Below are 14543 nucleotides of genomic sequence, written 5' to 3' on the forward strand. Positions count from 1 at the left end.
GACCCGCTGGACGTGCGCGCGGCGAACCTGTGAGTCGCCAGGAGGAGGCTGGTCAGGCCGAGTGCGTCATCCGCCCACCGACGAAGGTCGCGAGCACCCGCGTCTGCCGCAGCCGCGCCGCCTGCTCCGCGGTGCCGGACAGCCCTGCGGGACAAGGGTCCTCGTCGACGAGCACGATGTCAGCCGGTCCGCCGACGGCGATCTCGGTGACGCCGTCGGTCGAGGCGTCCAGTGCCTCGCGGGGGGTGAGCGCCTGCTCCGGGGCCCACGGCTCGCGCTCGTCGGCGCTGCGGTGGACGGCGGCCGACATCGCCAGCCACGGGTCGAGCGGGGAGACCGGCGCATCCGACCCCAGTCGAAGGGGGATCCCCGCCTGCGTCATCGACCGCAGGGCGAAGCACCGGTCGAGCCGGTCGGGCCACAGGGCTTCGGTCGAGTCCCGGTCGTCGAGCAGGTGCGCGGGTTGGACGCTCGCGACCAGCCCCAGGTCGGCGAAGCGCTGCAGCGCCTCCATCCGCACGAGCTGCGCGTGCTCGATGGTGCCGCGGGCACCGCTCGCGGCGTAGGCGTCGAGCGCGTCGAGCAGTGCCTGGTCGCCGATCGCGTGGACCGCGCCGTCGAGGCCGTGCGCGTGGGCGCGCCGGAGCAGCTGGGTGAGCTCCTCGGGCCCGACGGTGCTCTTGCCGTGCGGGTCGCCGAGATCGTCGTCTGTGACGAAGGGTTCGCAGCACCAGGCGGTGCGGGTGTTGAGCGAGCCGTCGGTGATGACCTTGAGCGGGCCCATCGTCACGAGGCCGGTCTCGTCGAGCACGTCGCCGGTGCGCATGCCGGCCGCGATCGCCTCGCCGAGGCCCTCGGGATAGGTCGCCGGGCGCACCCGCAGCAGGTCGAGGCCGTCGGCGGTGCGCTGCGGCCACTCGAGCCGCCCAGCCTCGAACTCCATGTCGGCGATGCCGACGACCCCCTTCGCCGCGGCGGCTCGCATCGCGGAGTCGAGACTGGCGCGGACGACGGCCGGGTCCTCCGGCAGGTCGGCCAGGCGCTGGTAGATGGGGAACCACTCGTCCTCGTCGAGGTGTCCCTCGTGGACCGGCAGACCGAGGGCTCGGAAGGCCGCGCTGCTCAGCCACCCGGCGTGGCAGTCCCCGCTGATGAGGATGACCGGCCGGTCGCCGGCGACGGCGTCGAGCTCGGCGGTGCTCGGCAGGCGGTCCCAGCCGGCCACGCGCCAGCCGAAGCCCTGCACGACGGTCCCGGGCGCCGGTCGCTCCGCGGCGAGGTGGCGCGCGACCCGGGCCGTGACATCCTCGGGGCTCGCGGTGTCCGCGACGTCGACCCGGCGGGACATCGCCGCCCACTGGCCGAAGTGGACGTGTGCGTCCCACAGCCCCGGGAGCGCGAGCGCTCCGCCGGCGTCATGGACCTCGGCCCCCGCGGTGGTGAGGTGCTCGCCGATCTCGGCGATCCTCCCTTCGCGCAGCCGGATGTCCACGGGTGCGGCGCCGGGTCGCAGGCGGGCGCCACGGATCAGCGCATGCGGGACGAAGGGGGCCATGCTCGGCACGATACGACGGATACGGTGGCGCCATGCACCTGCTCGTCGTCGCCGCGATCCGGGCCGAGGCCGCCCACGTCCCCGAAGACCTCGAGGTCCTCGTCACCGGGGTCGGCAAGAGCCTCGCGGCGGTGCAGGTCACCCGCGCGATCTGCGAGCACCCGCGCCGCGACGAGCTCGTCGTCGTCAACATCGGCACGGCCGGCGCCCTGCGCCCCGACGTCGCCGGACTCCACGAGATCGGGACCGTGCTCAACCACGACCTGTCGGCCGAGCCGATCCGGCAGCTCGGCCTCGACCCGCGCGAGAGGCTCGTGCTCGACCCCGCGCAGCAGACGGTGCTGGCGAGCGGCGACCTCTTCGTCACCGACCCGGCCGTGCGCGACGAGCTGGCGACCCGCGCCGACCTCGTCGACATGGAGGGTTACGCCATCGCCCTGGCCTGCACCGAGCTCGGCGTGCCCGTCCACCTCGTCAAGCGGGTGAGCGACAACGCCGACGAGACGGCGCACGACTGGTCGGCCGCCGTCGACGGCTGCGCCCGGGACCTGGGCGCGTGGCTGGCGGACTTCGTCCGGCTCGACCGCGTGCGCTGACTCCGAGCCGCCCACTCCGCAAGACCCTGGGGTCCTGCAGGGTTAGGGCCGCTCAACTGCGCAAGACCCTAGGGTCCTGCAGAGTTGGGTGGGAATGGTTCTCACCCGCCGCGGGTTGAGGACGGCATGACCACCACGACGCGCGAGCTGTACGGCTTCGAGCGCTACGAGCGCGCGAAGCACGCCTTCGACGATGCCCGCTACACGGAAGCGGCAACCGACCTCGAGGACTTCTTCACGGATCTCGCGGCCGCCCGCGCCGAGAGCGACGCCGACCCGGTCGGGCACGGCACGGCCGAGATCCACCTGCTGCTGGCGCGCTGCTACTTCCACTCCGCGCAGCTCGGGCGGGCCGAGGCCGCGGCCCGCGAGGTCATCGCCGAGGCGCCCGACGACGCCTACGCGCACCTGCTCCTGGGCCGCACCCTGCAGCGGGCCGGCCGGGCCGACGAGGCGCGCGGCCCCCTTCGCCTGGCGGAGCTGCTCGGTGGCTACGGCACCGCTGCCGGCCCCGCGGCCAAGGTCGCCGACGAGGGCTTCTGACGCAGCCACGCCCATGACGAAGGGGGGGGAGACGCATCGTCTCCCCCCCCTTCGCTCGTGGATCAGGCGCTCGGGTGGGTCATGTCGACCGGGACCACCCAGGCGTCGAAGTCCTCGCCGGAGATGTCACCGGAGGCGACGGCCGCCTCGCGCAGGCTCGTGCCCTCCTTGTGCGCCTTCTTGGCGATCGCCGCGGCCTTGTCGTAGCCGATGTGGCGGTTGAGAGCGGTGACGAGCATGAGGTTGCGCGAGAGGTTCTCGTCGATCTTCTCGCGGACCGGCTCGATGCCGACGGCACAGTTGGTGTCGAAGGAGACGCAGGCGTCGGAGATCAGCCGGATCGACTCGATGACCGCGTGCGCCATGACCGGCTTGTAGACGTTGAGCTGGAAGTTGCCCTGGCTGCCGGCGAAGCCGACCGTCGCGTCGTTGCCGAAGACCCGGGTGGCGACCATCGTCATCGCCTCGGCCTGGGTGGGGTTGACCTTGCCCGGCATGATCGACGAGCCCGGCTCGTTCTCCGGGATCGCGAGCTCGCCGATGCCGTTGCGGGGGCCGGAGGCGTACCAGCGCACGTCGTTGGCGATCTTCATCAGGGCGCCGGCGAGGGTGCGAAGGGAGCCGCTCACCTCGACGAGCGCGTCGTGGGCCGAGAGGCTGGCGAAGAGGTTGGGCGCCTGGACGAAGTCGTGGCCGGCCTCGGCGCTGATCTTCGCGGCGCACAGCTTGCCGAACTCGGGGTGGGCGTTCAGGCCCGTGCCGACGGCGGTGCCGCCGATGGCCAGCTCGCGGGCGCGCTCGTCGGCGTGCTTGACCGCGTCGAGGGCGAAGTCGATCTGGGCGACCCAGCCGTCGATGACCTGGCCGAGGGTGACCGGGGTGGCGTCCTGCAGGTGGGTGCGGCCGACCATGACGATGTCGGCGTACTCCTTCGCCTTGGCCGCGAGGGTCTCGCGCAGCTGCGTGACGGAGGGGTAGAGGCGCTCGGCGAGGTCGAGGACGATCGCGATGTGCATCGCGGTGGGGAAGGTGTCGTTGCTCGACTGGCCGCGGTTGACGTGGTCGTTGGGGTGGACCGGGGTCTTGGAGCCCATCTCGCCGCCGGCGATCTCGATGCCGCGGTTGGAGATGACCTCGTTGGAGTTCATGTTGGACTGCGTGCCCGAGCCGGTCTGGAAGACGACGAGCGGGAAGTGCTCGTCGAGGTCGCCGGCGATGACCTCGTCGGCGGCCCGGGTCACGAGGTCGGCGACGTCCTGCGGCAGCTCGCCGAGCTCCGCGTTGGCCAGGGCGGCGGACTTCTTGAGGATGCCGAGGGCGCGGATCATCGAGCGGCCCCAGACGAAGGTGTCGCGACCGATGTCGAAGTTGCCGAGCGAGCGCTGGGTCTGCGCCCCCCAGTACTTGTCCGCGGCCACCTCGATGGTGCCCATGCTGTCCTTCTCCGCACGCGTCTGAGTCATGAGGGCAACGCTACTCGGCAGCGATCGACGGCCCGCGCAATACCCCGGAAACATCCGCGCAGCAGTCGGGAAACCCTTGCGGCGCACCATCTCTCGCATGCAGCGCCACACCCGCACCGTCCGCCGCCTGACCGCCCCCGAGCTCACCCGCCCCGCGCAGGGTCCGCGCATCGTCGCCTACCGGTGCGGTGTGCACGAGACCTTCCGGATCCTGTGGCCGGAGGTCGACGCGCCTCTGGTCCACCCGTGCCCGGAGTGCGCTGGCTCCTCCCTTCGCCTCATCGGTATCCGCCCCGACGCGGCCTGACGAAGGGGAGTCAGGTCACCGAGCGCAGTATGCGGGTGCCGGTGCCGCGCGCCTCGAGGCCGGCGAGCGCGGAGTCGAGGTCGGGCGCGACGACGACGTCGTCGAGGCTCGCCTGCGACATGAAGCCGGCCTGCGAGATGCCGCGAAGGGAGTCGAGCAGCGGGGTCCAGAAGCCGTCGGCGTCGAGGAAGCCGACCGGCTTGTCGAGCAGGCCGATCTGCCGCCAGGTCCACACCTCGAAGACCTCCTCGAGCGTGCCCATGCCGCCCGGCAGCGCGAGGAAGGCGCTCGTCAGGTCTGCCATGAGCGCCTTGCGCTCGTGCATCGTCTCGACGACGTGGACTTCGGTGAGGTCGTCGCGGCCCCACTCCCGCTCGATCATGAAGGTGGGGATGACGCCGACGACCTCGCCCCCTTCGTCCAGCGCACCCTGGGCGAGGGCGCCCATCAGGCCGCCACCGCCCGCGCCGTAGACGACCCCGATCCCGCGCCGGGCGAGGTCGCGTCCGACGGAGTGGGCCAGCTCGACCCACCTCAGGTCGTGGCCGGGGGTCGATCCGCAAAAGACCGTCAGTCGCTCGATCACGGCCTCGACCCTATGCGCGCACCCACCGGCGCCGGGCATCTCCCCTCACCGGGCGACGAGCCGGCGCAGCGCGAGGGACGCGATCGGGGCGTACGAGAGCGCCAGCAGTCGCGGCGCCGCGATCTCGACCCACGCACTGCTGCCCTCCGGGTGCGCGTCGACCCCGTGCCGCATGCGGATCGCGACCGGCCCGATCCTCGGACACCACCCCCAGCGCCTCGCCTGGTCGTCCACCGCTTCCACGACGAAGGGGACGTCCAGACCCAGCGGTCCGCGCACCGTTCCCCGTCCACCGGCTCGGATCCGGCTGGGCGGGTGCTCCACCGCCCTAATCTGCGGCGCCCACCCGGACCAGAGGCCGGGCGTGGTGTACCGCAGCCACACCTCGTCGACGTCCGCCGGCCCGGCGGCGACCACGCGAAGGGGGGTGCGCGCCGGCGTCATCGCCGCGCGGCCGTGCGAGAGGTCATGCGTCGACGATACGGGCCACGCCGGTGCCGGCGGACCACGTCGACGTGGTTGTCTGTGCGACATGCAACGGCGCTGGTACCTGCTCGTCACGCTGACCCTGGCCAACATCGTCAACTTCTACGACCGAACGATCCCGGCGGTCATCGTCGAGCCGCTCAAGGACGAGTTCGGGTTGAGCGACACCCTCATCGGAGTGCTCGGCGGGTCCTTCACCGTCGTCTACGCGATCGCCGGGGTGCTCCTCGGGCGCCTCGCCGACCGGGTCCCGCGCCGCTACGTCATGGCCGGCGGGCTGGTCGTGTGGAGCCTGTTCACGGGCGCGAGCGGCTTCGTCCAGGGCTTCCTGTTCCTCTTCCTCTTCCGCCTCGGCGTCGGGATCGGTGAGGCGAGCTACGGGCCGGCGTCCAACGCGCTGCTCATCGACGCCTACGAGCCCAAGCGGCGCAGCCGCGCCATCAGCATCGTCTCGCTCGGCATCCCCATCGGGCTGCTCCTCGCCTTCCTCACCGTCGGCGTCATCGTCGAGTCGACCGGGACCTGGCGGGCTCCCTTCGTCATCGCGGCGGTGCCCGGACTCCTGCTCGCCGTCGCCATGCTCTTCGTCAAGGAACCTCCCCGCGGGGCCTCCGACACCGTCGAGCTGCACACCGCCGACGAGCAGACCCATCCGTATCGCGCGGTGCTGCGGATCCGCACCATCACCTGGCTCATGGTCGCCGGCATCGGACTGCAGATCCCGACCTACGGCGTCGCGACCTTCATCGTCCCGCTGCTGCAGCGCTACTTCGGACTGTCGATCGGCACCGCGTCGATCGGGGCCGGCGTGATCCTCGGGCTCGCCGGCATCGTCGGCCTGCTCCTCGGCGGGCGCCTCGCCGACCGGGCCTCCGACCGGCACCCGTCAGGACGGCTCGTCGTCGCGGCAGCCGGTTTCGCCGCCGCGATCCCCCTGACCCTCGCCGCGCTGCTGCTCGGCCCAGGCCGTGCCGTCGCCTTCGTCGCGCTCTTCGCCATCGGCTGGACGGGCACCCAGTTCCTCTCCGCCGCAGCGTCGCCCGCGATCGCCGACGTCACCCCGCCCACCATGCGGGCGACCGCGATCGCGGTGTACTTCGCGTCCTTCAACCTCGTCGGCGCGACGATCGGACCGATCCTCGTCGGGGCCCTGTCGGACGCTCTCGCCACCCCGGTCGGCGGGCTGAGCGCCGACGCCGTCGGACTGCACCGGGCCTTGCTCGTCATCGTCCCGATCGGGCTGGTCATCGCCGTCCTCGGCTCGTGGCGGGCCAGTCGCGCCCTCCCCGCCGACCGGGAGGCGATGACGCCCTTCGAGACGGCTCGTCCCTCGCCTCCTCAGGGACCGGGCCGGGTCACCCCCGCAGCGTGACCACGGCCAGCAGGCGGGTGAGCCGCTGCGCCATCTGCTCCGCGGTGTGGTCGTCGTGCTCCTGCCACCACGCGACCGCGGCCTCGACGATCGACTCCCAGATGTGGTCGAGCAGGTCGTGGTCAAGCGGGTCGGCGAGCCCGGCCGCCTCGAGGACGTCGCGGGTGCCGACGGTCCCCATCGAGTGCAGCTGCGCGCGGTAGCCCTGTGCCAGCTCGGCAGCCGCCGATCCCTCGGGCAGGGTCTCGTCCTTGACGAGCGCCCACGCATAGCGGTGCTCGGCCATCGCCGAGAAGATCGCGGTGAAGGTGTCGAGGGCGCGCTCACCGGGATCGGTCGCCGTCTGGGCCCGGGCGATCGTGGCGACGAGGCGCGGTCCGACCTCCTCGAGGCAGGCCTGCGCGAGGTCGGCCTTGGACCCGAAGACGTTGTGCACCATGGCCTTCGAGACACCGGCGCGCGCGGCGACGTCGGCCATGGAGGCGCGGTCATAGCCCAGGCTTCCCAGCTCCTCGACCGCCTCGTGCACGAGCTGCTGCCTGCGCTCGGCACGGGCGACGCCCTTCGTCCCGATCTCGGCCATCGCGGTCACCTCCCGTCGTCGACACATCTTGTCAGGCACCTCAACTGACTCTATGGTCAGTTGCGTTCGTCCCCGGCAAAGGAGCCCCATGGCACGCCCCGACCTGACCGTCCTCGCGATCCCCGCCTTCGTGGGCGCCATGGGTGCGGAGTACTGGTGGATGCACCACAAGCGCCCGGCCGCACCCGACGAGGACCGGCCCGGGGACTACGAGCTCAACGACACCATCGCCAGCCTGAGCATGGGCATCGGGAGCCTCGTCGCTCCCTTCGTCACCGGACCGATCATGCGCCGGGTCGTCCCCGGCAGCACGAAGGCAGGCAACGCCCTCCTCGCCGTCGGCGCTGCCGCGGCCATCGCGACGACCGTCGGGGACGTGCTGCGCCAGCGCCGGGCCCACGGCGGGACGCTGCCCGAGGCCGGGACGCTGCCCTCCGACGCACCTGCGCCGACGACCGTCCGCTCCCGCGTCGACGCCCTCGGCCTGCTCACCTCACGCTCGGCCGTCGCCGCCGTCGGGTCCACCGCCGTCGCCGCCGCCTCCGTGTGGACGATGCAGACCTCGGCCACGCGGCTGGCACGGTTCGCCCCCTTCGGCATGCGCAGCGGGGTGGCGAGCCGGCTGCTCGCGATCCTCGGGTGGGACGTCATCTACTACTGGAACCACCGCCTGGCCCACGAGTCACGGTGGCTGTGGGCGGTGCACGTCGTCCACCACAGCAGCGAGCGCTACAACCTCTCGACGGCGCTGCGGCAGCCGGTCGCCGACGGCTTCACCATGGCCGTTCCCTACGGCCTGCTCGCGCTGCTCGGCATCCCGCCGCGCTACATCGAGGACGCGCGGGCGATCAACCTCATCTACCAGTTCTGGATCCACACCGAGGCCGTGCGCTCCATCGGCTGGCTGGAGAAGGTGCTCAACACCCCCAGCCACCACCGCGCCCACCACGGCAGCCAGCGGCAGTACCTCGACATCAACCACGGCTCGATCCTCATCCTCTGGGACAAGCTCTTCGGCACCTTCGAGCCGGAGGACGAGCGGGTGCGCTACGGCCTGACCCGCAACATCGACACCTTCAACCCCGCCGTCATCGCCACCCACGAGTGGCGCGACATCGCCAAGGACATCGCGACGGCGCCGACCTGTTCGGACCGCTTCGGCTTCCTCCTGCGCGGTCCCGGGTGGGCCTACGAGCGAAGGGAGCAGCTCGCCCCGCCGTCGGGCGCCCCGGTCGCCGCCGAGCACGTCTCGGAGCCGGTCTCGGGCTGAGCGTCAGTCGATCGACTGGCCGAGCACCCCGAGCAGCCGGTCGAGCAGCGCCTCGTCCCCCTCCATCTCGACCGGGTGGGCCGGCCCGCGGTGCCACAGCCACAGGTCGAGCGCCGCGGCGTCGGCGGTGATCGTCGCGTCGGCCTCGGCGTGACCGTGGACGGAGCGGTCGAGCACCTGCAGCTCGGTCTGGTCGACCTCGTCGCCGGTGCGCGGGTTGCGGCCCGTGACCCGGCCGAGCCCGACGAGCACGCGGTGGCCGGTGTCGGCCGCGTGCACGAGGACCCGTGACCCGTCGCGCTCCCAGCGGGCCCAGCCGGGCAGGTTGCCGTACATCCACTCGAGGCACTCGAGCACCCCGTCGCTCGCCAGCTGCGGGTCGAGCGGCGTCACCTCGCCGACCGTCAGCTCGGCGTCGACGCGGTGGATCAGCGCCTCGTGGGCCTGGCGTCGGACGGTGAAACCGACCGTGTGCAGCGCCGGGTCGCCGACCCACGACCACGCGGCGTCGGCCGGGTCGGCATTGCGCAGGCCGAGCATGAGCTGCTCGTGGGCGTGGTCGAGGTGGGCGAGCAGCCCGGCCCGGTCGGCGGGCCGCTCCGGCTCCTCGTATGCCTCCGGCACCTCGGGACGGTGCGCGATGACCCAGGCCCAGAAGTCCTGCACCTCTCCCCCGAGGTGCCACAGCAGGTCGTCGGCGGTCCAGTCGGGGCAGGTCGGCACCCGCAGGCCCGGGTCGGCGTCGGCGAGGCACTCGCGGAAGCGGCGGGTCTCCCGCTCGATGGCGGCGAGGTAGGTGTCCACGGGGAGCCCGGCGGCCCGGGGGTCAGGTGTCATGGGTGGAGACTTCCCCCCTTCGCCCGCCTCGGCAAGCGAGTTGTCGGCGCGCCGGTGCACGATGTCCTCGTGACGACCACCGTCTTCTTCCACGCCCACCCCGACGACGAGGCCACCGGCACCGCCGGATCGATTATCCTCACCTCCCGCGCCGGCGGGCGCGTGGTCGTCGTCTACGCCACCGGCGGCGAGCACGGCACCCGACCCGACGAGCTCGGCGAAGGGGGTGATCTCGCCGCCCACCGCCGGGCCGAGGCCGAAGCATCGGCCGTCGTCACCGGCACGCACCGTGTCGAGTGGCTCGGCTACGTCGACTCCGGCATGACCGGCTGGGAGCACAACGCCTGGGACGGGTCCTTCCACGGCGCCGACCTCGACGAGGCCGCCGGCCGCCTGGCCGCGATCCTCGACGAGGAGGACGCGGACATCCTCGTCGGCTACGACTGGCACGGCGGCTACGGCCACCCCGACCACGTCAAGGTGAACCACGTCGCCCATCGCGCGGCCGAGCTGGCGACCCGGCGCCCCCGCGTGCTGGAGAACACGATGAACCGCGACCGCATGCGCGAGCAGGTCGAGCAGGCGAAGGCCGCGGGCATCGACCCCGGCTTCTCCCCCGACGACCCGATGGACGACGGCAACCCGATGGGCCTGCCGCAGAGCGAGATCCACCACGCCGTCGACGTCACCGAGGCCATCGACGTCAAGCGCGCAGCCCTCGCCTGCCACTCCTCGCAGGGTGACGTGCAGCAGATGCTGCAGATGCCGCCCGAGGTCTTCGCCGCGGCCTTCGGCGTCGAGCACTACGCGGAGCCCGGGCGCCCCGAGGGGATGAGCAGCGCGCTCCCCTTCGTCTGAGCGGGCACCATGGGGGGCGGCGCCACCTCGACCCCGACCTCGGAGACCTCGATGACGAGCACGACACCCCCTTCGGACCGGCAGGACGCGGCGGTCGCAGACCTGGCGAAGCGTCTGGGCATCGACCCTGCCGACGTCGAGCCGGTGTCACATGACGCGGTGACCTGGCGCGACAGCAGCCTCGGCTGCCCCGAGCCGGGGCGGGTCTACGGCCAGACCCTCGTCGAGGGACACCGGATCGTGCTCCGAGCGCAGGGTCGCGAGTACACCTACCACTCGGGTGGGAGCACGGCGCCCTTCCTCTGCGAGGACCCGCAGGAGCCCGCCGCCACCTCCTAGCCCCGGGCGAAGGGGGATCCGCCGCCGGTTCCCGAGGGGCGAACGGAGGGTAGGCGAGCCTCACCTGCATGGCCTAGCGTGCCGTCATGGGCAAGAAGGTCAAGATCGGGAAGATCAAGGTCAAGGAGAAGTGCTGCGTCAGCAAGAAGCGCTGCAGCTCCTGCCCGATCCGCCTGCTCAAGGAGGGGCGCCTGCCCGACGGCTACGCGGTCCACAAGCGCCGGCTCGTCACCGCCAAGGCCAAGGACAAGCTGCGCAAGGCAGCCTGACCCGCACGCGAGCGACCACGAAGGCTCGGCTGTCCTTGCTGGCGGCGGCCGCGGCGGGCCGCCTATTTTTCGGGCATGACCGCCTCGCCCTTCGCCGCTCAGCTCACCACCCAGATCGGTGAGGAGTTCGCCGCCCACCAGCAGTACCTCGCCGTCGCGGCCCACTACGAGTCGCTGACCCTGCCCCAGCTCGCGGGCTTCTTCTACCGGCAGGCGGCCGAGGAGAGCGGCCACGCGAAGATGATGATCCAGTACCTGCTCGACACCGACCAGCCGGTGCACCTGCCGGCGATCGAGGCGCCGGTCAGCACCTTCGAGGGGATCGTCGCGCCGGTCGAGCTGGCCGTCGAGCAGGAGAAGCGGGTCACCGAGCAGATCCACGCCCTGACGCGGACGGCCCGCGAGGACAACGACTTCGCCGCCGAGCAGTTCATGCAGTGGTTCATCAAGGAGCAGGTCGAGGAGGTCGCCACGATGCAGGACCTGCTCGCCGTGGTCCGCCGCAGCGAGGACGACCTCAACGCCATCGAGGCCTACGTCGAGCGCGACCTCGCCGCGACCGGCCCCGACGCGGCCGCTCCCAAGCAGGCCGGCGCCTGATCCCCCTTCGCCCCGGTCAGGACTGACGCGGGCGCACCCGCACCCGCCCGTCGACCACCTCGAAGGCCACGTCGGCCAGCGACGACACGACGAGGTCGGCGTCGCCGAGCTCGTCGGGGGTGCTCGTCGTCGTCACCGCGAGCACAGAGCAGCCCGCGGCGCGGGCCGCCGCGACCCCGCTCGGGGCGTCCTCGCAGACCAGGCAGTCCGCCGGGTCGACGCCGAGCCGCTCGGCGGCAAGGAGGAAGGGATCGGGGTGCGGCTTGCCGCGCTCGACGTCGTCGAAGGTCACGACCTGCGCGATGCCGATGCCCGCCGCCGCCAGCCGGACCCGGGCCAGCTCACGAGTCGCCGAGGTGACGACCGCGGCGGGTCCGTCGCCGATCGCCGCGATGGCGTCGAGCACGCCGGGCAGGGCGACGACGCCCTCGACGTCGTCGACCTCGAGCTGCTCGATCCGCGCGAAGGCCGTCTGCGGGTCCAGGTGCGGCGCGACCGACGCGATGATCGCCGGCGCCGGCATCCCGTGGTGACCGACGAGCGTCCGCGGTTCGATGTCGTGCTCCACCGCCCACCGCACCCACGACCGCTCCACCGAGCCCGTCGAGTCGACGAGGGTGCCGTCGTTGTCGAAGAGGACGGCGGCGAAGGTGCGGTCGGCGAGGCTCATGCCCCGACCCTAGGCGCCACCGGTGGTCTGGGTCCCAGGTCCGCGTGGGCGGTGCGAGCGCCAGCGAGCCTCGAGACCCCGCTTCCGCCTCCGGACGAAGGGGGACGGCTGCGCCCGCCGAAGTCCTTCGTTCTCCTCTTCGCCGGCGGTTGTCGTTGCTGACTTCGGCTTGATGTGCGCAGCCATCCCCCTTCGCCCTGCGGCTCGCCTGGACGCCACGCCAACCCTCCCCGCCGTCCGCTCCGCAGGCATCCCCCTTCGGCCTGCGGCGATCGACTCGGGGCCACGTATCCTCGGACCCCGTGAGTGAGACCCAGGCCAGCAACACGAGCGGCGTCGACCCCGATGACCTGGCGACCACCCTTCGCGTCCTCGGGATGCTCCACGAGCTGCCGCCGGGCCACGAGGACATCGCGACGGTCAAGCGGGCCGCGGGCACGATGTACAACCGGGTGAAGAAGGCGCGTCGCCGCGAGGCCCGGCAGGCCGAGCGCGGGCCCAAGATGGCGCACGACCAGGCGATCCTCGACCAGACCGCGACCGGGTCGCCGATGCGCATCGACGACGAGACGAAGGGGATCCCGCTCGCCGCGTCGAGCGAGAGCCGATTCGTCGGCGAGCTGCAGATCCCCCGCGGCTGCTACATCTGCCACGCCGACTACACGCTCGTCGATGCCTTCTACCACTGGCTGTGCCCGGACTGCGCGGCGATGAGCCACGAGCGCCGCGACCAGGGCACCGACCTGCGCGGGCGCCGGGCGCTGCTCACCGGCGGCCGGGCGAAGATCGGCATGTACATCGCCCTGCGGCTGCTGCGTGACGGCGCCGACCTGACGATCACCACCCGCTTCCCCCGGGACGCGGCGCGGCGCTTCGCCGAGCTCGCCGACTCGCCGGAGTGGATCGACCGGCTGACGATCGTCGGCATCGACCTGCGCGACCCGACCCAGGTGGTTGCCCTGACCGACGAGGTCGCGGCCGCCGGGCCGCTCGACATCCTCATCAACAACGCCTGCCAGACGGTGCGGCGCTCCCCCGGCGCCTACAGCCAGCTCGTCGACGGCGAGTCGCAGCCGCTCGAGATCGACGGGCCGACGCCGACGATGATCTCCTTCGACCGGGTGAGCGAGGCCCACCCCGCGGCGCTCGTCGGCTCCCTCGGCGAGCACCCGGTGCCCCACGCCGACGCGGCCGCCGTGCGCACCGCTGCCGACATGACCCGGCTGGCCCTCACCGCCGGCAGCGCGAGCCTGGAGGCCCACCTCGCCGGCACGGCCGTCGACGCCGGCGGGCTGCTGCCCGACGTCGTGACGACGAACTCGTGGAAGCAGACCGTCGACGAGGTCGACCCGCTCGAGCTCCTCGAGGTGCAGATGTGCAACTCGGTCGCGCCCTTCCTGCTCGTCTCCCGGCTGCGGCCGGCCATGCGCGCGGCCGTCGAGCGCCGCCGCGAGGTGGTGGGCGACGCCGCCCGCGGCCACGTCGTCAACGTCTCGGCGATGGAGGGGCAGTTCTCGCGCCGCTACAAGGGCGCCGGCCACCCGCACACCAACATGGCCAAGGCCGCGCTCAACATGCTCACCCGCACCTCGGCCGGGGAGATGTTCGAGACCGACCGGATCCTCATGACGGCCGTCGACACCGGCTGGATCACCGACGAGCGCCCGCACCACGAAAAGCTCGACATCGCCGCCCAGGGCTGGCACGCCCCGCTCGACCTCGTCGACGGCGCCGCCCGCGTCTACGACCCGATCGTCCGCGGCGAGCGCGGCGAGGACCTCTACGGCGTCTTCCTGAAGAACTTCGAGCCCTACGCCTGGTAGGCGGGCTGGCGTCCCTTCGAGACGGTCGCTGAGCGACCGCCCACGCGGAACGTGGGACCCACTCAGGGACCGGGGTGGGCAGAGAGCGCGGCCATTCGAAGAAGAAGCGCCCGGTCGAGCGAGCGTTTCTTCTTCGAATGAGGCGGCAGGGCAGCAGAGCGGACGGCGGGGAGGGTTGGCGTGGCGTCAAGCCGAAGAGAACGACAACGCGACCACACGACGACGAAGGACTTCGGCAGCGCGCCAACCCTCCTCGCCGGGAGCGCCACCCTTCGCCCGGAGGCGGGTCTCGAGGCTCGTCGCAGAGCTCCGCCCACGCGGAGCGTGGGACCCAGCACCTCGACCAACGTGTAGTGACTAGGAAGCGCTACGGTGATCCAGAGCAC

General features: G+C 72.3%; 17 protein-coding genes. 10 read left to right on the forward strand and 7 right to left on the reverse strand.

Annotated features, from left to right (window positions below; all coding sequences use genetic code 11):
• Positions 1-52 precede the first annotated feature (52 nt).
• On the reverse strand, positions 53-1555 hold the full coding sequence (locus NMQ01_RS14865; protein WP_255184676.1) for an amidohydrolase: 1503 nt from the start codon (positions 1553-1555) through the stop codon (positions 53-55).
• A 32-nt stretch (positions 1556-1587) separates the two neighbouring features.
• Between NMQ01_RS14865 and NMQ01_RS14870 the strand changes: the two genes are divergently transcribed.
• Together NMQ01_RS14870 and NMQ01_RS14875 are read left to right on the forward strand one after the other, a co-directional pair.
• On the forward strand, positions 1588-2151 hold the full coding sequence (locus NMQ01_RS14870) for a nucleosidase (protein ID WP_255184677.1): 564 nt from the start codon (positions 1588-1590) through the stop codon (positions 2149-2151).
• A 126-nt stretch (positions 2152-2277) separates the two neighbouring features.
• A complete protein-coding gene (locus NMQ01_RS14875) occupies positions 2278-2694 on the forward strand; it encodes a tetratricopeptide repeat protein (RefSeq protein ID WP_255184678.1) in 417 nt (138 codons plus the stop codon).
• Between the two features lie 62 nt (positions 2695-2756).
• On the opposite strand, the gene fumC is transcribed toward NMQ01_RS14875, so the two are convergent.
• On the reverse strand, positions 2757-4157 hold the full coding sequence (gene fumC, locus NMQ01_RS14880; protein ID WP_255184679.1) for a class II fumarate hydratase: 1401 nt from the start codon (positions 4155-4157) through the stop codon (positions 2757-2759).
• A gap of 97 nt (positions 4158-4254) precedes the next feature.
• On the opposite strand from fumC, the gene NMQ01_RS14885 reads away from it, so the two are divergent.
• On the forward strand, positions 4255-4464 hold the full coding sequence (locus tag NMQ01_RS14885; protein ID WP_084449688.1) for a hypothetical protein: 210 nt from the start codon (positions 4255-4257) through the stop codon (positions 4462-4464).
• Positions 4465-4474: 10 nt separating this feature from the next.
• On the opposite strand, the gene NMQ01_RS14890 is transcribed toward NMQ01_RS14885, so the two are convergent.
• Together NMQ01_RS14890 and NMQ01_RS14895 are read right to left on the reverse strand one after the other, a co-directional pair.
• The gene (locus tag NMQ01_RS14890) at positions 4475-5050 is read right to left on the reverse strand and encodes a TIGR00730 family Rossman fold protein (protein ID WP_255184680.1); all 576 of its coding nucleotides are present in this window, start codon (positions 5048-5050) and stop codon (positions 4475-4477) included.
• Between the two features lie 45 nt (positions 5051-5095).
• Positions 5096-5494 (reverse strand): hypothetical protein, encoded by a 399-nt coding sequence (locus NMQ01_RS14895; RefSeq protein WP_255184681.1) that lies wholly within the window; start codon positions 5492-5494, stop codon positions 5096-5098.
• 88 nt (positions 5495-5582) lie between these two features.
• Between NMQ01_RS14895 and NMQ01_RS14900 the strand changes: the two genes are divergently transcribed.
• Positions 5583-6908, forward strand: coding sequence for an MFS transporter (locus NMQ01_RS14900; RefSeq protein WP_255184682.1), 1326 nt, complete (start codon positions 5583-5585; stop codon positions 6906-6908).
• Here the strand turns inward: NMQ01_RS14900 and NMQ01_RS14905 are convergent.
• Entirely contained in the window at positions 6892-7491 is a 600-nt protein-coding gene (locus NMQ01_RS14905; RefSeq protein ID WP_255184683.1) for a TetR/AcrR family transcriptional regulator, read from the reverse strand. The two genes, NMQ01_RS14900 and NMQ01_RS14905, sit on opposite strands and share 17 nt — an antisense overlap.
• A gap of 88 nt (positions 7492-7579) precedes the next feature.
• Between NMQ01_RS14905 and NMQ01_RS14910 the strand changes: the two genes are divergently transcribed.
• A complete protein-coding gene (locus tag NMQ01_RS14910) occupies positions 7580-8761 on the forward strand; it encodes a sterol desaturase family protein (RefSeq protein ID WP_255184684.1) in 1182 nt (393 codons plus the stop codon).
• A 3-nt stretch (positions 8762-8764) separates the two neighbouring features.
• Here the strand turns inward: NMQ01_RS14910 and NMQ01_RS14915 are convergent, their stop codons facing one another.
• On the reverse strand, positions 8765-9598 hold the full coding sequence (locus NMQ01_RS14915; protein ID WP_255184685.1) for a maleylpyruvate isomerase N-terminal domain-containing protein: 834 nt from the start codon (positions 9596-9598) through the stop codon (positions 8765-8767).
• A gap of 69 nt (positions 9599-9667) precedes the next feature.
• Here NMQ01_RS14915 and NMQ01_RS14920 point away from each other — a divergent pair, with 69 nt between their 5' ends.
• From NMQ01_RS14920 to NMQ01_RS14935, 4 genes are all read left to right on the forward strand, one after another.
• Positions 9668-10456, forward strand: a complete 789-nt coding sequence (locus tag NMQ01_RS14920) for a PIG-L deacetylase family protein (RefSeq protein WP_255184686.1) — start codon at positions 9668-9670, stop codon at positions 10454-10456.
• 51 nt (positions 10457-10507) lie between these two features.
• Positions 10508-10795, forward strand: coding sequence for a hypothetical protein (locus NMQ01_RS14925; RefSeq protein ID WP_255184687.1), 288 nt, complete (start codon positions 10508-10510; stop codon positions 10793-10795).
• Positions 10796-10881: 86 nt separating this feature from the next.
• Positions 10882-11064 carry a hypothetical protein gene (locus NMQ01_RS14930; protein WP_072625838.1) on the forward strand — a complete coding sequence of 61 codons (183 nt, stop codon included), beginning with the start codon at positions 10882-10884 and terminating at the stop codon, positions 11062-11064.
• 75 nt (positions 11065-11139) lie between these two features.
• On the forward strand, positions 11140-11664 hold the full coding sequence (locus NMQ01_RS14935; RefSeq protein ID WP_255184688.1) for a ferritin: 525 nt from the start codon (positions 11140-11142) through the stop codon (positions 11662-11664).
• A gap of 16 nt (positions 11665-11680) precedes the next feature.
• On the opposite strand, the gene NMQ01_RS14940 is transcribed toward NMQ01_RS14935, so the two are convergent.
• Positions 11681-12334, reverse strand: a complete 654-nt coding sequence (locus NMQ01_RS14940) for an HAD-IA family hydrolase (RefSeq protein WP_255184689.1) — start codon at positions 12332-12334, stop codon at positions 11681-11683.
• A gap of 302 nt (positions 12335-12636) precedes the next feature.
• On the opposite strand from NMQ01_RS14940, the gene NMQ01_RS14945 reads away from it, so the two are divergent.
• On the forward strand, positions 12637-14157 hold the full coding sequence (locus NMQ01_RS14945; protein WP_255184690.1) for an SDR family NAD(P)-dependent oxidoreductase: 1521 nt from the start codon (positions 12637-12639) through the stop codon (positions 14155-14157).
• The last annotated feature ends 386 nt before the right edge of the window (positions 14158-14543 follow it).

It is taken from the genome of Janibacter sp. CX7, from assembly GCF_024362365.1.
GTDB lineage: Bacteria > Actinomycetota > Actinomycetes > Actinomycetales > Dermatophilaceae > Janibacter.